Source organism: Amycolatopsis sp. NPDC028719, assembly GCF_055565395.1.
In genome coordinates this window covers 18,168-39,123 of sequence record NZ_JBVHUL010000014.1, presented here as the reverse complement: position 1 = coordinate 39,123, position 20,956 = coordinate 18,168, and the positions used below count along the sequence as shown (strand labels likewise).

14 protein-coding genes are annotated in these 20,956 nt (G+C 72.0%); 8 read left to right on the top strand and 6 right to left on the bottom strand.

The window, feature by feature from the left end:
* Window positions 1-949: 949 nt before the first annotated feature.
* Window positions 950-3,778 carry a helix-turn-helix transcriptional regulator gene (locus ACZ4TR_RS43340; protein WP_364525349.1) on the top strand — a complete coding sequence of 943 codons (2,829 nt, stop codon included), beginning with the start codon at window positions 950-952 and terminating at the stop codon, window positions 3,776-3,778.
* A 45-nt stretch (window positions 3,779-3,823) separates the two neighbouring features.
* On the opposite strand, the gene ACZ4TR_RS43335 is transcribed toward ACZ4TR_RS43340, so the two are convergent.
* On the bottom strand, window positions 3,824-4,969 hold the full coding sequence (locus tag ACZ4TR_RS43335) for an MFS transporter (protein WP_364525347.1): 1,146 nt from the start codon (window positions 4,967-4,969) through the stop codon (window positions 3,824-3,826).
* Between the two features lie 332 nt (window positions 4,970-5,301).
* Here ACZ4TR_RS43335 and ACZ4TR_RS43330 point away from each other — a divergent pair, with 332 nt between their 5' ends.
* Window positions 5,302-6,951: a long-chain fatty acid--CoA ligase gene (locus ACZ4TR_RS43330; RefSeq protein WP_465294176.1), complete on the top strand. Its 1,650-nt coding sequence runs from the start codon at window positions 5,302-5,304 to the stop codon at window positions 6,949-6,951.
* A 123-nt stretch (window positions 6,952-7,074) separates the two neighbouring features.
* Here ACZ4TR_RS43330 and ACZ4TR_RS43325 read toward each other — a convergent pair whose 3' ends face one another.
* Window positions 7,075-8,832 carry a helix-turn-helix domain-containing protein gene (locus tag ACZ4TR_RS43325; RefSeq protein ID WP_465294174.1) on the bottom strand — a complete coding sequence of 586 codons (1,758 nt, stop codon included), beginning with the start codon at window positions 8,830-8,832 and terminating at the stop codon, window positions 7,075-7,077.
* Window positions 8,833-8,978: 146 nt separating this feature from the next.
* On the opposite strand from ACZ4TR_RS43325, the gene ACZ4TR_RS43320 reads away from it, so the two are divergent.
* Together ACZ4TR_RS43320 and ACZ4TR_RS43315 are read left to right on the top strand one after the other, a co-directional pair.
* On the top strand, window positions 8,979-10,373 hold the full coding sequence (locus ACZ4TR_RS43320) for an MFS transporter (protein ID WP_364526705.1): 1,395 nt from the start codon (window positions 8,979-8,981) through the stop codon (window positions 10,371-10,373).
* A gap of 7 nt (window positions 10,374-10,380) precedes the next feature.
* Entirely contained in the window at window positions 10,381-12,015 is a 1,635-nt protein-coding gene (locus ACZ4TR_RS43315; RefSeq protein WP_465294172.1) for a tannase/feruloyl esterase family alpha/beta hydrolase, read from the top strand.
* A gap of 46 nt (window positions 12,016-12,061) precedes the next feature.
* Here the strand turns inward: ACZ4TR_RS43315 and ACZ4TR_RS43310 are convergent, their stop codons facing one another.
* A complete protein-coding gene (locus ACZ4TR_RS43310; protein ID WP_364526701.1) occupies window positions 12,062-12,913 on the bottom strand; it encodes a PaaX family transcriptional regulator in 852 nt (283 codons plus the stop codon).
* A 119-nt stretch (window positions 12,914-13,032) separates the two neighbouring features.
* On the opposite strand from ACZ4TR_RS43310, the gene ACZ4TR_RS43305 reads away from it, so the two are divergent.
* Window positions 13,033-14,328, top strand: a complete 1,296-nt coding sequence (locus ACZ4TR_RS43305; RefSeq protein WP_465294170.1) for an MFS transporter — start codon at window positions 13,033-13,035, stop codon at window positions 14,326-14,328.
* A gap of 68 nt (window positions 14,329-14,396) precedes the next feature.
* Complete coding sequence (locus tag ACZ4TR_RS43300; RefSeq protein ID WP_465294168.1) at window positions 14,397-14,747, top strand: UBP-type zinc finger domain-containing protein; 351 nt, start codon at window positions 14,397-14,399, stop codon at window positions 14,745-14,747.
* 112 nt (window positions 14,748-14,859) lie between these two features.
* On the opposite strand, the gene ACZ4TR_RS43295 is transcribed toward ACZ4TR_RS43300, so the two are convergent.
* Window positions 14,860-15,507: a DUF4230 domain-containing protein gene (locus ACZ4TR_RS43295; protein WP_364526695.1), complete on the bottom strand. Its 648-nt coding sequence runs from the start codon at window positions 15,505-15,507 to the stop codon at window positions 14,860-14,862.
* Window positions 15,508-15,602: 95 nt separating this feature from the next.
* Between ACZ4TR_RS43295 and ACZ4TR_RS43290 the strand changes: the two genes are divergently transcribed.
* Window positions 15,603-15,752, top strand: a complete 150-nt coding sequence (locus tag ACZ4TR_RS43290; RefSeq protein ID WP_364526693.1) for a hypothetical protein — start codon at window positions 15,603-15,605, stop codon at window positions 15,750-15,752.
* A 46-nt stretch (window positions 15,753-15,798) separates the two neighbouring features.
* Here the strand turns inward: ACZ4TR_RS43290 and ACZ4TR_RS43285 are convergent, their stop codons facing one another.
* Window positions 15,799-17,172 (bottom strand): glycoside hydrolase family 10 protein, encoded by a 1,374-nt coding sequence (locus ACZ4TR_RS43285; RefSeq protein WP_465294166.1) that lies wholly within the window; start codon window positions 17,170-17,172, stop codon window positions 15,799-15,801.
* A gap of 287 nt (window positions 17,173-17,459) precedes the next feature.
* Between ACZ4TR_RS43285 and ACZ4TR_RS43280 the strand changes: the two genes are divergently transcribed.
* A complete protein-coding gene (locus tag ACZ4TR_RS43280; protein WP_465294165.1) occupies window positions 17,460-20,336 on the top strand; it encodes a glycoside hydrolase family 9 protein in 2,877 nt (958 codons plus the stop codon).
* Window positions 20,337-20,359: 23 nt separating this feature from the next.
* Here the strand turns inward: ACZ4TR_RS43280 and mug are convergent, their stop codons facing one another.
* Window positions 20,360-20,932, bottom strand: a complete 573-nt coding sequence (gene mug / locus ACZ4TR_RS43275) for a G/U mismatch-specific DNA glycosylase (protein ID WP_465294163.1) — start codon at window positions 20,930-20,932, stop codon at window positions 20,360-20,362.
* Between the last annotated feature and the right edge of the window lie 24 nt (window positions 20,933-20,956).

Here is a 20,956-nt window from a genome sequence, read left to right as displayed (position 1 = left end):
GGCAGCGTCAGATCGCTTGACAATGCGAGATGTGTTCGCAACCGGGATTTCACCAGAATGGCCGCATGAATACTTGATCGAGGATCTTGGCGCGTGCGGTGGACAGCGGAGGACGCTACGAATCATTGCGGCCGTCAGGGTACTGCGCCACTGATTCCCGGAAGAGCGGGCGCCGGAATCGCGGTTTCGGGTACGGCTGCTCCGATCGGGGAAAGGGGCCGGCGGTGGTCCGGCCCGGTGAGTGGTCGTTCGCCGGGCACGCCGGCGAACCGGCCGGGTGTCGTCCTCGGCTGGACCGCGTGCAGCAGCCGGTGACTGCCGTTCGGGCTCGGTCGGGCCCGGCCGCCCGCGGGAAGACTGCGGAAAACGTGGCCCCGAGGGCACCGGTCACGGTAAACGACAATGGATCAGCGATCGTGCTCCCACGAGGGCGAACCCGGCGAATTCACGGTGCCGAAATCGGCCCGTGGCCGGCGCCGCTCCGGCCGTCGCGTACCATCGCCGGCGCGCGCGTATTCGCGGGGGAAGTCCGCGCGAAGACTGTCGAGACGGTGATCGCGCCGCTGTCGAAATCTTCGAAAGAACCGGGGTTGCCGGCCCGCGACGGCCGCGACCGGGAATCGTGATCAACTGCGGGTGCTGCGGTCCCTGTCCGGTTTCACCTCGGTTTTCCCGGCCGCACCATCGTTGTGCCCTGCTCCATCCGGATGGTGGCCTGGTCACCCGAATGAGCGACGAGGTGCATGCACCTTTGCGGAGAGGATCGGCCGGCCTCCGGCGGCCGGTCGGTGATCCACCAATGGCGGGCAGGGGAATAACGCCGGGATCACGAATCCGGATTATTCCCGAAATGGCTGTTCACGCAGCGCAGCGGCGGATAACGCCTGTTCATCGGGCCGTATCACCACACCTCTTGTTGGGTAACCTCTTTCCTTCTAGTATCCCCGGTGTGCGACCGCTCACGGACGGTATCGAGCTGCTGGTCGGTCGGGACGACGAGCTGTCCCGGCTGGTCGCCTGGATCCGTGAAGCGGAAGAGGGCCGCGGTCGCGCGGTGCTGGTGGACGGCGAGCCGGGCATCGGCAAGTCCGCGTTGGTGCGGGCCGCCTGCGCCGCCGCCTCGCACGCGGGGTGCCAGGTGTTCTGGGGAGCCGGCGACGAACTCGGGCAGGCGCTGCCGCTGCTCCCGCTCCTGGACGCCCTGCAGATCGCGCCGGTGACGCGGGATCCCCGTCGTGACACCATTTCCGAGCTGCTGGGGGGTGGTGCCGTCGCGAGCAAGGGCGCCGATCTCGCCGCCGCGGCGGCCGAGCAGCTGATCGCGTTGGTGGACGAGCTCTGCCAGGCCGGGCCGGTCGTGCTGGTCGTCGACGAGCTGCAGTGGGCCGATCGCACGACGGTGGCGGTGTGGAGCCGGATCGCGCGGTCGGTCCGCCGGCTCCCGCTGCTGCTGGTGGGCGTGCTGCGGCCGGTGCCGCGCCGCGACGACCTGCGGTCGCTCTTCCGGGTCGTCCCGCAGGCCGAGCGGCTGCGGGTGGGCCGGCTGGAAGAACCGGCGGTGCTCGAGCTGGTGGCCGCGCGGACCGGCGGCAAACCGGGCGTCCGGCTGGAGGAGCTGGCCGCCGGTGCGGCCGGAAACCCCTTGTACCTCATCGAACTGCTCGACGCCCTGTCCCGGAGCTCGTGCCTGGAGGTCGACACGGCCGGCGTCGCGGAGCTGACCGGCACGGCCACGCCGGACTCCCTGCCGGAGGCGATCGCGGACCGGCTGGGGTTCCTGTCCGAGGCGGCGCGGACGGTGCTGCGGGCGGCGGCGCTGCTCGGGGACGGCTTCTCGGTCGCGGATCTCGTGACCGTCACGAACAGCTCGCTCGCCGGCCTGCTGCCCGCCCTCGACGAGGCCCGCGCCGCCGGGGTGCTGGTGGCCGCCGGGGACGACCTGGCGTTCCGGCACGCGCTGATCCGCCGGGCGCTGTACGACGAGATGCCGACGGCGGTCCGGATCGCCTGGCACCAGGCTGCCGCGTGGGCGCTGGCCGAAGCGAGCGCGCCGGTCGAGCGCGTCGCCCGGCAGCTGCTGCCCATGGTGTCCACAACGGACAGTCGGGTGCCGGTGCCGGCCTGGGCGGTGCGGTGGTTGCTCGACGTGGCCACGCCGTTGATCGGCCAGGCACCCGTCGCCGCCGTCGCGCTCCTGAGGCGTGCGGTGCGCGACGCGCCGCTGGATGACGCCGTGACCGGCGCGCTGGCCTGCCGGCTCGCCGACGCCTACTACCGGGTGGGCAACGTCGCCCAGGCCGAGCGGATCGCCTGCCGCGCCCTCGACCGCGTCCGCGATCCCGACGTGGTCGTCGACCTGCACACGACGGTCGTCCAGTGCCGCGGGATGACCGGCCGCTCCGCCGAGTCCCTCGCCGAGCTGAACGACGCGCTGACCCAGCCGGGCCTGGAAGCCCGGCACCGCGCCCGGTTGCTGGTGCTCATCGCGCGCACGCACCGCGACCTCGGCGAGGTCGACGCCGCGGGCCGGGTCGCCACCGCGGCGCTGGCCGAACTCGGCTCGGTCGAGGACCGCTGGGCGACCGGGTGGGCGCTGCACGTGCTGAGCCTGGTCGCGATGATGCGGGGCGAATGGACCAGCGCGCTGCCGCTGTTCGAGCGGGCGATGGTCATCGTGCGGGGCGACCCCGAGCTGATCGACCTCACCCTGCTGCTGCGCATCAACCAGTCGGTCACCTTCGGCGCGCTCGACCGCTACGCCGACGCGCTCGCCGCCGCCGGGCGGGCGCGGGAGCTGGCCGACCGCACCGGCAGCGCCGTCCGGCTGACCCAGGTCCAGAGCGCGCTCGGGCAGCTGCTGCTCGGCGCCGGCCGGTGGGACGACGCGCTGGCCGAGGTGGACGTCGTCCCGGACGAGCGCAAGGATCCGAGCGTGGTGTGCTGCGACCACGGGGTCGCCGCGATCATCCACTTCCACCGCGGCGACACGGACGCGGCACGCCGGCACCTCGAGGTCGCCGCGCCGTACGCGGAACGCATCGGCGACCGGGTCGTGGTTCCCCTGGTGCGGGCCCGCTGCCTCGCCTTCGAACACGCCGGCGCCCCGGAACAGGCGCTGACCCTGCTGGTCGGCGTGTTGAACGGCGAAGACGCGGGGGAGGACCTGCTGGCGGACGCCGCCCGGCTGGCCATGTCGATCGGCGACGTGGGGACGGCGGCGGACATCGAGGCCCGGGCGAGCGCGATCGCCGCCGATTCCGCCGTTCCGCACCACCGCGCGCTCGCCCTCTACTGCCGCGGTCTGCTGGAGCGCGACGCGGCGGTGCTGCTGCGCGCCGCCGACGGTTACCACGACGCGGGCCGGCCGCTTTTCCGGGCCAAGGCCCTGGAAGCCGCCGCGGTCGCCCTCGCGAACGACGAGTCCGAAGACCGCGGTGCGGCGCGGGCCGCCTTCACCCACGCCGTCGACATCTACTCGGGGCTGGACGCGCAGTGGGACGTGGCGAGGCTGCGCGCCCTGTTCCGGACCTACGGCATCCGGAGCGGCCCGACGGTGAAGCACCGCCAGAGCACGCACGGCTGGGACAGCCTGACCCCGACCGAGGCCAAGATCGCGGCGCTGGTGGTCGAAGGCCTGTCGAACCCGCAGATCGCGGCCCGGCTCTACTTGTCCCCGCGCACGGTCGGCACGCACGTTTCGCACGTCCTCACCAAGCTCGGCGTGAATTCGCGCATCGACATCGCCCGGGAAGCCGCCCGCCACCAGCCCGCCGGTTGAGCCGGGGACGGCGAATGCCCTAGGTCGATCCCGCACGGCGCAGCGTCAGACCCCGACCTCCGGAGCGTTCCGCGGGGGAAGCACGGCGAGCGGGCCCGGAACCGACAGCGACGGAGTCCGGCGGGTCACGGACAGGTGCCCGCTGACGACCTGGCCGAGCAGGATCGCCAGCACCAGCACCAGCGGCGTCCGCCAGGCGCTGGTGTAGGTGTGCAGCCAGCCGCAGGCCAGCACGCCGAAGCCGGCGATGACGTAACCCACGCCCTGGACTCCGGCCGACAGCGCCAGCGAGCTGCCCTTGCTGCGCAACGAGATCGTCGTCAGGGCGAACGCCAGGGCGCCCATGCCCGTGCCGGTGGCGGCGGCCCACAGCCAGGGCGCGGTGGCCGGCGCGAGGAGCAGGCCGGTCACCCCGATGACGTTGGGCACGGCCAGGACGACGACGAGCAGCGTCTGGTTGCGCCACCGGCGCGTCCAGCCCGGCACCAGCCACATCATGGGCAGTCCCATGGCCATCGACAGCGCGAGGCACGCACCGGCGGTCGCCGGCGGGACACCCGCGTCGCGCAGGATGCCCGGGAGCCAGCCCATGACCAGGAACGTCACCGTCGAAATGAGTCCGAAGTGGATGGTCAGAGCGGAGGCGGGCACCCACCCGGAGGCCGTTCGCGGGGGGACGAACTCGCCGGGGGTGCGTCGCCACACCTGCTGGGCGAGCAGGGCCACGACCGCCCAGAGACCGAGGGCGATCCGCCACGACGACGACATCACCACGGCCGGGGTGACCAGCGCCCCGGCCGTGCTGCCCAGCCCGAGCCCGAGGGTGAAGGCGGCGGATCCGTTGGCCAGCAGCGGCAGCATGGTGCCGAGCACGGCGATGGACAGGCACGCGAGCGCCGTCCCGGCCAGGAGCGGTACCGGGCCCCCGAGGACCCGGCCGGCCAGCGACACCACCAGCCCGAGGAGGGCCACGGTGACGGTCCGGTGCGTTCCCACCCGGCCGCACAGCCACGGTGTCGCCCAGCCACCCAGGCCGATCGCCCACAGGGGCAACGCGACGAGCACCGCGGCGACGAGGGCACCGGCGACGGAGATGTCCGGCAGGGCGGCGCCCAAGCTGGTCACGGCCGGCCGCAGGTTGATGGCGAGAACGAAGATCACGACGGTGGAGACGGTGGTAGCACGGAACATCGCTCCTCCTCGGCGTCGAGGTCCGGAGCGTCGGACTCCGTAGCGCAATGCTTCGTCACGCACGCGATGCAGACATCCGTCACCTGACGGATGTACGAAAGTTTGTTGCCGGGCAACGGTTGTGAGGAGTTTCGACACCTCTGCGGATGGGCGTGCATCGGCACGGCCGGAGGGACACCGGGCGGCCGGTGGTGTGATCAACCACCGCCGGAATGGCGCGATCAGTGGAAGATTCTGACCTCTTCTCCGCTGCAAAGCGCACTTAGAGTGACACGCGCACCGAGAGCCGGGCCCCTCTCCGGGCCGGGCCCGCCGACCGAAAGAGCACGCCCATGCCTGACCCAGCGCGCGTCCCCGGAGGCGGCGCCCTCGACGGGCTGATGCAGCCGCGGCCGCTGACCATCGCCCACATCCTCGACCGCGCGGAGCGGCTGTTCGCGCACAAGCCGGTCGTGACGGCCGGTTCCGAGCGGCTGACCTACGCCGAGGTCGCCCACCACACCCGGCGCCTCGCCACCGCGCTCGACGCCCTCGGCGTCCCGGCCGGTGCCCGGGTCGCCACCTTCGCGAGCAACAGCCGGCGCCACCTGGAGCTCTACCTCGGGGTGCCGGCCACCAAGCGGGTGCTGCACTCCATCAACATCCGGCTGTCGGCGGAGCACCTCGAGTACATCGTGAACCACGCCGAGGACGACGTCGTGTTCGTCGACCGCGGGCTGCTCCCGCGGATCTGGCCGAGCGTCGGGCGGCTGCCGCTGGTGCGGCACTGGGTGGTGCTGCCCGACGGCACCGACACCGAGATCCCGGCGGACCCCCGCATCTCGCACTACGACGAGCTGATCACCGCGGCCGAGCCGTACGCGGGGTCGTTCGAGGACGCGTTCGCGCTCGCGGACGAGCACCTGGCGTCCGGGCTGTGTTACACGTCCGGGACGACGGGGCCGCCGAAGGGTGTGCTCTACAGCCACCGCTCGACGGTCCTGCACTGCCTGGGCACGCTCGCGGCCGGCCTGATCGGCATCAGCGAGAGCGACGTCGTGCTGCCGATCGTGCCGATGTTCCACGCCAACGCCTGGGGCCTGCCCTACGGCGCGATGATGGCCGGCGCCGCGTTGGTGCTCCCCGGCGCGTCCTCGGACCCGGCTCACCTGCTGGGGTTGATGGCGGCCGAACGGGTGACCGTGGCCGGGGCGGTCCCCACCGTCTGGACGAGCCTGGCTCCCCACCTGGCGGAGTACGACCTGAGTGCCACGCGGTTCCTGCTCGGCGGCGGCTCCGCCGTCCCGCCGGCGCTGTCGGAGACCTACCGCGCCGCGCTCGGCGTCCCCCTCACGCATTCCTGGGGGATGACCGAAATCAGTCCCGTCGGGGTCATCGGGGGGACGCGCACCCAGCACCGGGACATGAGCGAGGCCGAGCAGCTGGCCGTGCGGGCCGCCCAGGGCCAGCCGCTGCCGCTGGTGAACGTGCGGATCGCGGACGTCGAGACGGGCCGGGAGCTGCCGCGCGACGGCGAGGCCGTCGGCGAGGTCCAGGTGGCCGGCCCGTGGGTGGCGGGCGGCTACTACCGGGTCGGCGCCGCCGGCAGCTTCACCGACGACGGCTGGCTGCGCACCGGCGACCTGGCCACCATCGACGCCGAAGGCTACCTGCGGCTCGTGGACCGGATGAAGGACCTCATCAAGTCCGGCGGCGAGTGGATCTCGTCGGTCGAGCTCGAAGGCGCCATCGCTTCGCACCCCGACGTCGTCGAAGTCGCGGTGATCGCCCGGCCGGACCCGCGGTGGATGGAACGTCCCGTCGCGTACGTCGCCCTGCGCGAAGGCAGCGCCGCGACGGCCGAGGAGCTCCTGCGCCACATCACGCCGATGGTCGCCAAGTGGTGGCTGCCCGACGAGTTCGTCTTCCTGGCGACGTTGCCGAAGACGGGCACCGGCAAGCTCTCGAAGATCGCCCTGCGGGACTCGGCGCGGATCGCCTAGCGTCGTGCGTCGCTCCCGGCTGCGCCGATGCGGTGAATGACCCTTTCACTTCGTCCGACGACAACCGTCGAGGAACCTCAGGCGCGCGGCGGCGACCTCACGGGTCAGTACACCCGAGGCGCCTCACGACGCGGCGGTCCTCGCCCGGAGCTCGTGCAGCCGGAGCCCGAGCCGCAGTTCCAGGTCGTTCTCGCGGCGCCAGTCGAGGCCGAGGACGGTGCCGGCCCGGTCCAGCCGCTTGAGCAACGTGTTGACGTGCAGGTGCAACGCCCGGGCCGTCGCCGCGACGTTGGCGTGGTGGGCGTAGTAGGCGCTGAGGGTTTCGACGAGGCCGGTGCCCCGCCGCTCGTCGTGGTCGAGGAGGGAACCGATGGAGGCGGTGAGGAAGCGGTCGAGCTCGCCGGCCCGCTCGGGGTCGAAGACCATGGCGTACAACGCGTAGGGGCGCGTGGTGGCGCCCAGGTCGGTGTGCCCGAGCGCGCGCACCACCGCCGCGCAGCGCCGGGCGAGGGAAAAGGCGCGGGACCAGTCGTGGTCGACCGCGCGTTCCCCGATGACGACGAGCGGGCCGCCGAGGGTGCGGCGCAGTCCACTGTGGACTTCCTCGACGGTCCGCTCGTCGTCCCCGCCGGGGAGGATCAGGGTGGCCCGGCCCAGGTGCTCGCCCGCCAGCCCGGCGCGGGTGCGCGCGATGTCGTGCAGGTGACGCGCGAGATCGGTCGGCGCCACGGTGGGGGAGTCCGCGACGACGACCAGGTCCAGGCCGTCGACGTCGATGTTGCGGGCGCGGGTGCGGGCGCGCTGGGCCGTGCTGATCCCGGGACCGCCGAGCATGAGCTCGGTCAGGAGCTCTCCGCTCAGCCGCTCGCCGGCGTCGGCGACGGCCCGCTCCTTGAGGATGAGCAGCCCGAGGATGTGGGTGGCGCGTTCGAGGGTGCGCAGGTCCATCGCGTCCGGGACGTCGTGGCCGCCGGCGGGCGGCCGGCTCCACGCCAGCGCGCCCAGGTAGCTGTCGCCCGCCTGGATCGCGGCGACGCTGAGGGCGGCACCGCCCTCGCCGGCCGAAACCGTGCAGCGGCCCGAGCGCCGGGCGTCCTCGACGGCGCCGGCCAGGTCGGCCTCCGCCGGCGCGGGGCACGGGCTCGACGCCGAATCCCGGCGGACGACGGCGGTGCCGGTGTGGTCGAGGAGCGTGACGCTGCCGGCGAGCTGGTCGGCGAGGAGCTGCGCGACGTCGCCCGGGGTCCCGCCGCCCAGCACGGCACCCGTCAGCGCTTCGTGGATCGCTTGGGCCCGTTCACTCTTCCGGTACGCCACCTGCAGTTCCTGCAAGGCGGTCCGGCTCGCTTCATAGAGGCGGGCATTGTCGAGCGCGACCGCGGCGTGGTCGGCGAACGCGTTCAGCAACGCGATCTCGTCGGCCTGGAAGGACCGCTCGGAGCGGTCCGCGGCGAACAGGGCGCCCACCGCTTCACCCCGGATGACCAGGGGAACACCGAGCAGGGCGACGAGTTTCTCGGTGGTGACCAGGCGGTCGAAGTCCGGGTCGTGCTCGATCACGGCCGAAGCGGCGTAGTCGCGCACCCAGTGCGGGCTCCGGGAGGCCAGCACCTTGCCGCCGAGCCCCACCCCGGCCGGGATGGCCGCCGCGAGGAACGTGGGGGAGACCGTGCCCTCCGACGCACGGGCCGAAAGCCTGCCGTCCGCGCCGACGAGCGAAAGGTAGGTGAAGTCGGTGCCGATCAGGTCGTGGGCGTGGTGGACGATCGACTGCAGGACCTCGTCGAGCTCGCCGAGCGCGGTGAGCGACTTGACGGTCGCGTACAACGACGCCAGCTCCCGCTGCCGCCGCGTCTCCGCCGAACCGGATCCGCTGGCCACAGTGCCCTCCCTCCTCGGCTGCCGGTGGACGAAAGCGCCACCGATCCGGCGGCAGGAGTGGATGGTCCACACCTCAACCCTCAGCGTAACGGCGCCCTAACATGACCGCCATCACCGGGCTGCGCTCAACGACGAAGGCGGCATCCATGGCAATTCCCCTCACCCAACCCGAAGGACAGTCCGGCCACGCCGACGCCGGCTCGTCCCCGGTCCGGCGCCGGGCCTTCCGCAAGCTGCTGGCCGCGGGGCTCGTCGGCAGCTCGATCGAGTGGTACGACTTCTTCCTCTACGGCACCGCGGCCGCCTTGGTGTTCCCCAAGGTGTTCTTCCCGCACTCCTCGGCGCTGACCGGGACCCTGCTCGCCTTCAGCACGTTCTGGGCCGGCTTCGTGGCGCGGCCCATCGGCGGTGTGCTCGCCGGGCACCTCGGGGACAAGTACGGGCGCAAGCCGGTCGTCGTCGCGTGCCTGGCGGTCATGGGGGCCGCGACCTTCCTGATCGGCTGCCTGCCCACCGCGTCCAGTGTGGGAGCGCTGGCCCCGATCCTGCTGGTCGTGCTGCGCTTCGTGCAGGGGCTCGCCACCGGCGGCCAGTGGGGCGGCATCATGCTCCTGCTCACCGAGTCCGCCGGCCCCAAGCGGCGCGGCTTCGCCGGGACGTTCGGGCAGACCAGCGTTCCCGTCGCCGTGATCCTCTCGAACCTGATCTTCGTGGGGGCCAGCGCCCTGATGCCGGACGCCGCGTTCCTCAGCTGGGGCTGGCGCATCCCGTTCCTGCTCAGCGTCGTGATGTTCTCGGTGGTGCTCTACATCCAGGCCAAGGTCGAAGACACGCCGGAGTTCCGTGAGCTGCAACGGGAAACGGCGAAGCCCGGCGAGGCGGTGGTCCGGGCCCCGCTGGCCCAGGTCCTGCGCAGCAGGTGGGGCACCATCCTGCTCGGCTGCGGGCTCCTGTCCGCCACCAACAGCCTGTTCTACGTCAGCATCTCCGGGCTCCTGAGCTACGGCACCGGTTCTCTCGGGCTCAAGCGCGACTCCCTGCTCACGGTCGTGCTGCTCGCTTCGGTGGCGATGCTGGTGGTCATCCCGTGGTCCGGGCACCTCTCGGACAAGCTCGGCCGCCGGCCGCTGATCCTGATCGGCGGCCTGGGGGTCGCCGTCTGGGGCTTCCCGTACTTCGGGCTCGTCGGCACCGCGTCGCTGCCGCTGATCTTCGTCGCGGTGACGGTGGGTTTCGTGTTCCAGACCATGACCTACGGCCCGATCGCGAGCTTCCTCGGCGAGCTCTTCGCCCCGCGCGTCCGGTACTCGGGCGCGTCGCTGGCCTACCAGCTCTCGGCGATCATCGTCAGCGGCGGCACGCCGTTCCTGATGACGGCGCTCATCGCGAACACCGGGAGCACCACGGCCGTCGCCGGCTACATCACGCTGATGGGGTTGATCACCTTCGCCAGCGCGTGGTTCCTGCCGGAGACCAACCCCGCCGAAGTCCGGAACGACCCGAACGCCATCCCGGGCGCGCACCTCTACGCCGGGAAGTGAGGCCGGAATGAAGCAGACGACCCGCCGGCTTGCGGTGCCGGCGATGACGCTCCTGGTGGCGACCGCGGTGGCCGGACCGGCTTCCGCGACCACGGTGGCGGCGCCCGCGTGCGCCGCGTTGAACCAGCTGGAGATCCCGGCGTCGGTCATGAGCCTGCCGACGACCGGCGGCCGCGTCACGGCGGCTTCGGACACGAGCGCAGTCGTCAGCGGCAAGACGATCCGGTTCTGCCGGGTCGACGCCGACCTCTTCCCCGTCGACCCGGCCGCGCCCGCCATCAAGATGCGTCTCGACCTGCCGTCCGAATGGAACCACCGGGCGCTGATGTTCGGGGGCGGCGGCTACAACGGCACGATCCCCGACCCGGCGTCGAACGTGCCGTTCGGTCCGGCGGACCAGCCGGTGCCGCTGGCGCGGGGGTACGCGACGTTCGCGAGCGACTCCGGCCACCAGCAGAACCCGGCGGCTCCGCCGTCCCTGGACGGGTCGTTCGGCGCGAACGACGAGGCCCTGCGGAACTTCGCGGCCGGTGACGCCCTCAAGAAGACCCGCGACGCGAGCCTGTTCCTCATCCGGCACGGCTACCGGGCGATGCCCACCGAGGTGTTCTTCGCGGGAGGATCGACGGGTGGTCGCGAGGCGCTCAACGTGGCCCAGCGGTGGCCGACCGCGTTCGACGGCGTGATTGCGGCCTACCCGGCTTGGAACAACCTCGCCGAGATCCTGGATCTGGGGTACCTGACCCAGGTCCTGTCGCGCCCCGGTGCTTTCCCCGGCGTCGACAAGCAGACGCTCCTCTACACCAGCGTCATCAGCGCGTGTGACGGCTTGGACGGCATCGAGGACAAGGTCGTCTCGAACCCGGGCGGGTGCCACTTCGATCCTCGCTCGCTGCGCTGCCCGGGCGGAGCCGACACCGGTCCGACGTGTCTTTCGGATCCCCAGATCGGGGCGGTGACCGCGATGTCCACGCCGTTCCGGTGGCCGTACCGGATCGCCAGCGGCGAAACGCAGTACCCGGGCTTCCCGTTCCTGTCGGGAGCGGACATGCGGACCCCGTTCCTCGGGTTCGGCACCACCGCGCCGGCGAATCCCATGCCGGTGACGAGCGGCTACGGGATGCAGTACTGGGACCAGTGGGTCAAGTACTTCCTGACCCGGGACCCGGCGTACGACTCGCTCGACGTGGATCCCCGGCACCCCGGGAAGTGGCTCGGCCGGATCAGCGAGCTGTCCACAGTGGAGGACCGCAACAACGCGGACCTGCGCCCGTTCGCCCGGGCCGGCGGCAAGCTGATCCTGCTCCACGGAGCTGCGGACGAGCTCGTTTCGCCCTACTCGACCAGCGACTACTACGAGCGGGTGCGCAAGGTGGCGGGCCCGCGGACGACGGACGCCTTCCTGCGGTACTACCTCGTGCCGGGAGCGAACCACGCGAACTTCGGCACACCGGCGGTCGCGGCGGCGTGGGATTCGCTGACGGCGCTCGAGCGCTGGGTCGACCGGGGCCAGGCGCCGTCGAACCCGGTGGTGGCGGACACGACCCACGCCCGCACCCGGCCGCTCTGCGCGTACCCGGACTGGCCCCGCTACCGGGGCGGTGATCCGGCCCGGGCTTCGAGTTTCGCCTGCACCCACTGAGGTGGACCGCCGCCTGACCCGGGGAGCGCGCCGCTCGCTTCCCGGGTCAGGCGTCGGCTTGCTCGTCGGTGATCGAGTCGAGGAGGTCGGCCGTGATGGTGCGGGCCGCCGGGCGCAGCTCCTTGCTGAGCGCGTAGAACAACTCCTGGGCCGGCTCCGCGGGCCAGTCCGCCGGCAGGTGTTCGCGCGGCAGGCGAGGGTCGGTGCGGATGGTCTGCAGCCAGTCGGACTCCAGGAGCAGGTCGCGGGCGAGGCTGTCCGGCGCCTGGGCCTCGGGGTCCTGCCAGCGGGCCAGGAACGCCCGGTAGTGCCCGGCCAGCCGCTCGGTGTCCCACGCCTCCCGGACGATCCCGGCGACCTCCGTGGGCGGCAGCGCGCGGGCCTGGAACACCTTGACGTGACCGTCGGCGCCGAGGCCGTCGAGCAGCGGGACCGGGTCGACCTCGCCCGGGGCGATCCACAGGCCGCCCTGCAGGCTGCCGAAGCCCGCCCACAGCAGCCGCGAGCGCAGGGCGTGGCGCTGGCGCTGCCACGACTCGGGCATCGAGAACCCGAGCAGTGTCCAGGTGCCGTCCCACTGCCGGTTCACCGCGCCCGCGTGCCAGATGCGCCGCTCGCCGTCGTGGAGGATCGCCCGCGACCGTTCGGTGAGGCCGACGTAGACGTGCCGCCCGCGGCGCACCCGGTGCAGCAGCCCGCGCCGGGCCATCCGGCTCAGGGTGGACCGGGTGGCGTGCTCGGAGACGCCGACCCGTTCGAGCACGTCGAGCACGTTCGCGGTGGCGACGTGGATCCCGCGGTCGAGGACGTGGCCGCCGAAGAACGTGAGCAGCAGCGTCTGCGGACGCGGGGTGTCCGCGCCGATGCCTTCGGCGGCGGAGACGGCCAGATCACTCACGCCGCGAGCATATAAGCCCCGCTGATGTTGGGCAGTGTCTTGACGGTAGTCATCAAAGTGCTTAACGTTCGTCGCGGCGTGACGCGGGTCACGCGGGGTCGGCGACGAGGCAGGACGCGATGGCAGAAAACCTCCGCTCGCGGGCGCAGCTGCGCCGCGCGGTGTTCTCCAGCTACTTCGGCAGCGTGATCGAGTACTACGACTTCCTCCTCTACGCCACCGCGTCCGCGGTGGTGTTCAACAAGGTGTTCTTCTCGAACCTGGACCCGGTGCTCGGCACGATCGCCAGCCTCGGCACCTTCACCACCGGCTACCTGGCGCGGCCGCTCGGCGGGATCATCTTCGGGCACTTCGGCGACCTGCTGGGGCGCAAGCGGATGCTCGTGATCACGATGTCGATGATGGGCATCGCGAGCACGTTGATCGGCGTCCTGCCCACCTACGCGCAGATCGGGGTGTGGGCGCCGGTGCTGCTGATCGTGCTGCGCGTGCTCCAAGGTGTCGCCGTCGGCGGCGAGTGGGGCGGCGCGGTGCTGATGTCGGCCGAGCACGCGACCAGCCGCCGCGGGCTGTGGGCGAGCTTCACCAACGCCGGGGCACCCAGCGGGATGGTGGTCTCGACGCTGCTGCTCACGCTGATGGGCGCGGTGACCACCGACGCGCAGTTCCTCTCGTGGGGCTGGCGCGTGCCGTTCCTGCTCAGCGTCGTGCTGCTCGCCATCGGCCTGTTCATCCGGCTGAAGGTCGACGAGACGCCGGTGTTCGCCACGGCCGGCCGGTCCGCCGGGGCGCCGCTGCTGGAGGTGCTGCGCCGCCACCCGAAGAACCTGCTCCTGGCGATCGGCGTGGGCTTCGGCGCCTTCGTCGCGCAGGGCACGCTCACCACGTACGTCCTGTCCTACGCCGTCCACGCGGGCTTCACGCGCCAGACCGTGCTCAACGCGATCACCGTGTCCTCGGTCGGCGCGGTGATCGGCATCATCGGCTACTCGGCGCTGTCCGACCGGATCGGGCGCCGTCCCGTCGTCATCGCCGGGGCGGTGGCCACCGCCGTCGTCGGGTTCCTGCTGTTCCCGCTGATCGACAGCGGCTCGGCCGGGCTGCTGACGCTGGGGGTCGTGCTGGGCCAGTCGGTCGCGCACCCGGCGATGTACGGGCCGCTGGCCGCGCTGTACACGGAGCTGTTCGCCACCCGCACCCGCTACACCGGCGCGTCGCTCGGCTACCAGATCGCCGGGCTCGGGGCGGGCATCGGCCCGGTGGTGTTCGCGGCCGTGGCCGGCGCGGGCACGGGCGTGATCTCCGCGGTGATCGCGGCCTGCTGCCTCGTCACGGTGCTGTGCGTGCTCGTCCTGCGCGAAAGCCGCGACGTCGACCTGACGGACCCGGCGGGGGTGGTCGCCGGGAGCGCGTGATGGGGGTTCGGATTACAGTCGGGCATGATCCGCGGCACCGCCCGCCCCCTCCGACCAGAGGAGTTCGCATGCAAGGCGTAGATCCCTCGGTGCCACCCAGCGGCACGGGCTGCGCGGACTGCGACGCCGCCGACCCGCAGGGCTGGTGGTTCCACCTCCGGCGCTGCGCCGAGTGCGGCCACATCGGCTGCTGCGACTCCTCGCCGGGGCAGCACGCGAGCGCCCACGCCGCGGCCTCGGGGCACCGGTTCGTGCGCAGCTTCGAGCCCGGCGAAGAGTGGTTCTGGGACTACGGCGAGCAGGCGATGTACGAGTCCGGCCCGGCACTCGCCGGTCCGGCGCACCGTCCGCTCACCCAGAACGCGCCGGGGCCGGCCGAGCGGGTGCCCGAGGACTGGGCCCAGCGCCTGCACCAGTGACCGGTGCCCGGCCCGGGCGGGAGCGCCCCAATGTGGCCTTCGGTGCGTGAGACGCACCCAAGGCGGCCTTCGGTGCGTTGAGCGCAACCAAGGCCACCTTGGGGCGCTCGGGTCAGCCCGTGTTGTCGGCGTAGTTCACCACGACGTTCTTGAAGCCGAGCGACTGCAGCAGGCCGATCAGCATCGTCTTGGTGTTCCGCTCCGCGTCGGCGATCAGCGTGCTCTTCGCGGCCGCGCCCTCGATCTGCTTCTGGGCGAGCTGGTAGAGCGCCTGCTGCGAGTTCGGGTTCCCGCTGAGGAAGTCGTTGATCCGGGTGAACAGGCCCTGCTGCTGCGCGTAGACGTAGGACTCCTTGGTGTCCAGCGTGGCCGGCTCCAGCTGGGCGTGCCCCAAGGTGATCGTGGCGGACAGCCGGTCGTCGGAGATCTGGACCGCGTTGCCCTTCAGCCGCGAGAAGTCCACGTAGGCGTTGTCCGTGCCGACGCCGATGAACAGCGTGTCGCTGCCCACGAGGAAGCTGGGCAGGATCGAGCTGGTCTTGATGTCGACGACCACCTGGAACGAACCGCTGGCCGCCTCGTAGCGCGACAGCTCCACGATCGACTGCAGCAGCACCGGACCCGAGCGCTCTTCGGTCTTCTCGGCGAACGGGTTGCGCAGCTGGGGCAACAGGTGAAGCGCCGACGCGACGAGCGCCACCACGGCCACCAGCACCACTGCCACCGCGATCGCGACGAGTCGCTTGCCCCATGCGCCCATGGCCGGAAGGTTACCCACTTCGCTGCGCGGTCAAGCGGGTCGGGCGGTACCGTGATCCGCCTCCGTGGTCGGGCCTTTCGAAAAGGGGAAGCTTCGTGCGCAAGTCCGTGTGGCTGTGGGTCCTGCTGGCCATCCTCGCGATCCTGGTGCTCGGCCTGATCTTCGGGGGGTATCGGAAGGGCGAGAAGCTCGGCGAGCCCGCCGCCCCCGAGCCGGTGGCGGCGGGCCTGGTCCGAACGGCCTAGCGGGTACCCGGTCCCGCTCGACCTCTGTCCACAGTGGATGAAGGGATCAGCGCGCCGCGCAGGCCGACGTGATGCCGTCGGCGCTGCCGGTGCCCTGGAATCCGAACTCGGTGGACTGCCCGGCCGCGACGCTGCCGTTGTAGCCGACGTTCGTCCAGGTCACGGCGCCGCTGGTGCCGCTGTTGGTGGCGCTCCAGCCGTTGGTGACCGCCGCGCCGGAGGGCAGGTTCGTCGCCACCGACCAGCCGTTGAGCGCGGTGGAGCCGGCGGTGACCTTCACCGTGGCCACGAATCCGCCGTTCCACGAGTTGAGGGAGATCGACGCGCTGCACCCGCCGGGCTGGGGCGTGGTGGTCGTCGTGGTGGGGGTGGTGGGCGTCGTCGGGGTGGTCGGCGTGGTCGGCGTGGTGGTCGAGCCTCCGGCGTTCAGGGCGTCGAGGACGCTGGTGTAGGCGGCCTTCTTGTTCCCGTTGTTGTCGAACAGGAGCGGGTTCTCGCCGGTGCGCCAGGAATCGCTGTCGCGGATGCCCCAGACCGTGATGCCGGCGCACTGCGCGACGGCCATGCAGGCGCGCGTCACGGTGCCGTAGACGGCTGCCTGGTTGGAGCCGGAGATGTCCAGCTCGGTGATCTGGACCTCGACGCCGAGGTTGGCGAACCGCTGCAGGTTGGCCTGGTAGTCGCCCGGCGCGGAGTTGGAGAGGTGGGACTGGAAGCCGACGCAGTCGATCGGGACGCCGCGGGACTTGAAGTCCTGCACCATGTTGTAGACGCCGGTGCTCTTCGCGTTGACGCCGTCGGTGTTGTAGTCGTTGTAGCAGAGCTTCGCGCCGGGGTCGGCGGCTCGCGCGGCGCGGAACGCGGCTTCGATCCAGTCGTTGCCGGTGCGCTGCAGGCTGGAGTCGCGCCGGCCACCGCCACCCCCGTCGGCGAAGGCCTCGTTGACGACGTCCCAGGCGTAGACCTTGCCCTTGTAGTGGGTGGCGACCTGGGTGACGTGGTTGATCGCGGCCTGGCGCAGGGCGGAGCCGCTGAGGCTCTGGGCCCAGCCCGGTTGCTGCTGGTGCCACAGCAGCGCGTGCCCGCGGACCCGCTGGCCGTTGCTCACCGCCTGGTTGAGGATGCGGTCGCCGTTCCCGTAGCTGAACTGGTTCTGGTTCGGCTCGGTGGCGTCCCACTTCATCTCGTTCTCGGCCGTCACCATGCTGAACTCGCGGCTCAGGATGCCCGCGTAGGTCGAGTCGCCGAGCTTCCCGGCCGAGACGGCGGTGCCGAAGTACCGGCCCGTCTGGGCGGCCGACGCCCCGAGCGTCGTGGCCGCGCCGGCGGAGGTGGCGAGCAGCAGTGACGCACCGAGGGTGGCCGCCAGCAGCGTCGAAGCGAGCGCTGCGCGGGACAGGGAACGCGAAGTCGGTTTCATGGGCGGGCCTTTCCGGATGACGCTGTTAGCGTGAACAATTCAACCGTGAACCCCAAGCGGATTCGTCGGGTGCGGGAAGCTGCCGGGAGCGCTCTCAGAGCGGGCCGCTTCCCGATGAAACCACACCGGAACCGGCGAGCAAAGACCTTGCGCGAGATCGGTTTCCGGGCACGCCTTCGAAAGTTTCACCGGTGATTGCCAAGAATGCCGGGGACCCGTTACCTTCTCCTGGGAGCGCTCTCAGTGCGGCACACCATCACACGGCAACGACGACGAGGAGATGGCGAATGCGGGCACGAAAGTCGCGGGCCGGCCTGGCCCTGCTGGTCGCGGTGGCGCTCGGGGTGGCCGGCGGCGCCGCACCCGCGTCGGCCGCGGACTACGAGCGCCTGCTCAACGGCACCTTCTCCGGCGGTACCGCCGACCCGTGGTGGGCCGGCGCGGGCACGACCGGCCGCGTCACCGGCGGCGAGTTCTGCACCGACGTCCCCGGCGGCACGGCCAACGGGTACGACGCGCTGTCCGGCCAGAACGGGGTGCCGTTCGAGGCGGGGCAGCCGTACACCCTGACCTTCGACGCGCACGCGACGACCACCCAGCAGATCTCCGCCGTCGCCGGTGAGGCCGTGTCGCCCTACCGGCAGATCTCGCGGACCGACCTCACGGTCACCCCCGCGACCCAGCACTTCACGGTCACCTTCACGTCCACATTGGACTTCCCCGCGGCCGGCAACGGCCAGCTGGCGTTCTGGTTCGGCGGCCAGGCCGCCGCCAACACCGTCTGCCTGGACAACATCTCCCTCGTCGGCGGGGTCGTCCCGCCCGGCGGCCTGCCGCCCACCAGCGGCATCCGGGTGAACCAGGAGAGCTACGTGCCCGGCCTGCCCAAGCGGGCCACGCTGATCAGCGACTCGACCTCGCCGCTGACCTGGACGGTGAAGAACGCCGCCGGGACCGCCGTGGCCACCGGCCAGACCCGGCCGCGCGGCGCCGACGCGGCTTCCGGCGAGAACGTGCACGAAATCGACTTCTCTTCCTACGACACCGCGGGAACCGGGTACACGCTGAGCGTCGGCTCCGAGACCAGCTTCCCCTTCGACATCTCCGCCGCCGGACCGCGGAAGCTGCGCTCCGACTCGCTGGCGTTCTTCTACCACCAGCGCAGCGGGATCGCGATCGACGCCGCCTACGCCGGTGCCGCCTACGCGCGTCCGGCCGGGCACGTGAACGTGGCGCCGAACCAGGGGGACAATGCCGTTCCCTGCCGGTCGGACCTGAACTGCGGCTACACCCTCGACGTGCGCGGCGGCTGGTACGACGCGGGCGACCACGGCAAGTACGTCGTCAACGGCGGCATCGCGGCGTGGGAACTGCTCGACGAGTACGAGCGCGCGCTGCGGCTGGGCGACGCGAGCGCGCTCGGCGACGGGAAGCTGGCGATCCCGGAACGGGCCAACGGCGTGCCCGACATCCTCGACGAAGCCCGCTGGGAGGTCGACTTCCTGCTCGCCATGCAGGTGCCGGACGGCAAGCCGGCCGCGGGCATGGTGCACCACAAGATCCACGACGCGCAGTGGACGTCGCTGCCCACCCGGCCCGACCAGGACAGCCAGCCGCGCCGGCTTTCGGCGCCGAGCACGGCCGCGACGCTGAACATGGCCGCGGTCGCGGCGCAGGCGTCCCGGCTGTGGCGGACCATCGACGCGACGTACTCGGCGAAGCTGCTCGCGGCGGCCGAGAAGGCGTACGCGGCGGCGAAGGCCAACCCGAACGTCCTGGCCGACCCGAACGACGGGACCGGCGGCGGCACCTACAGCGACAACACCGTGACCGACGAGTTCTACTGGGCCGCCGCGGAACTGTTCACCACCACCGGGAAGAGCGCCTACCGCACCGACGTCACCGGGTCGTCGCTCTACCGCGGGAAGAGCTTCACCACGCACGGCTTCGACTGGGCCTCGACGGGCGCGCTCGGCGACATCACGCTCGCGGTCGTGCCGACCGACCTGCCCGCGGCGGACGTCGCGGCGATCCGGACGGCGCTCACCACGACCGCCGACAGCCACCTGACGCAGATGGCGGCCATGGGGTACCCGGCGCCCTACCGCACGGCCGACGGATCGTACGAGTGGGGCTCCAACGGCCTGGTGGCCAACAACGGAGTGGTGCTCGCGCTGGCGTACGACTTCACGAAGCAGGACAAGTACCGCGACGGCGCGTTCGCGGCGCTGGACTACCTGCTCGGCCGCAACCCGGCGAACTACTCCTACGTCTCCGGCCACGGCGACCAGCCGGTGTCGAACGTGCACCACCGGTTCTGGGCGCACCAGCTGGACGCGTCGCTGCCGACCGCCCCGCCCGGCGCGTTGTCCGGTGGGCCGAACAGCGGCCTGCAGGACCCGACCGCGGCGCGGCTGCTCACCGGGTGCGCGCCCCAGCGCTGCTTCGTCGACGACATCCAGGCGTACTCGGTGAACGAGGTCGCGGTCAACTGGAACGCGGCGCTCGCCTGGCTGGCCGGCTGGACCGCGGAGAAGTCGGCGTCCACTGTGGACACGACCGCCCCGGCCGCGCCGGGTGCGCCCGCCGCCTCCGCGGTGTCGGGCAGCGGCGCCACGCTGACGTGGGCGGCGTCCACGGATGCGGAGAGCGGCGTCACGGGGTACGACGTGGTCCGCGTGACCGGCTCGACCCGCACGGTCCTCACGACGGTCACCGGCACGGCGGCGACCCTGACGGGCCTCTCGCCGTCGACCGCGTACACCGTGGTCGTGGTGGCCCGCAACGGCGCGGGCCTGACGAGCCCGGACTCGCCGGCCACGCAGTTCACCACCCGGCCGGCGACCCCGGCGGGCGGCTGCGCGGTGACGTACGCGGCGAACACGTGGAACGGCGGTTTCACGGCCACGGTCACGGTGAAGAACACCGGCTCGGCGGCGTGGTCCGGCTGGAAGCTGGGCTTCACCTTCCCGGGCAACCAGAAGGTGGCGCAGGGCTGGTCGGCGACGTGGGCCCAGACCGGCGCGGACGTGACCGCGACGGCGATGCCGTGGAACGGCTCGCCGGCCCCGGGCGAGTCGGTCTCGATCGGCTTCAACGGCAGCTACACGGGGACGAACGCGAATCCGGCGGCCTTCTCGGTCGATGGGAAGCCGTGTAGCTGACGACGCGGCGGGTGCGCCGGGGTCTATCGGGGTGCGGGGTCCGGGAACGGGCCGTCGCCGAGGATGGCGGAGCGGTCGGGCACTCCCGCGGCCGCTCGCATCCGGGCGAACTCGACCGCCAGTGCCTCGGGTGGGTAGTGGGCGTTGAGGCCGCTGGGGTTGGGCACGATCCACACTCGGGCGCCGCCGATCGTCGCGGTCTGGGGGCCGAGCCGGGCCGTGGGCGCCCCGAACGCCACCCGGTAGCCGGTCACGCCCAGCATCGCCAGCCAGCGCGGCCGGATCGCCCGGACGCGTCCGGCCAGGTCCTGCCCGCCCGCGATCAGCTCGTCGCGGGTCAGCTGGGCGGCGCGGGCGGTCGGGCGGCGGACGAGGCTGGTGATGCCGAGTCCCCAGTCCAGCAGGAGCCGCTCCTCCTCCGCACGCAGCTGCCGCGGGGTGAAGCCGGAGCGGTGCAGGGCGGGCCAGAACCGGTTGCCCGGCGTGTGGAAGCTGTGCCCGGCCGCCGCCGAGCTGAGGCCGGGGTTGATGCCGACGAACACCACGTGCAGCCCCTCGGCGAGCACGTCCGGCAAGACGGCGCCGTCCGACGTCACCGGCCGGCTCCCCGCGCGGGAGCG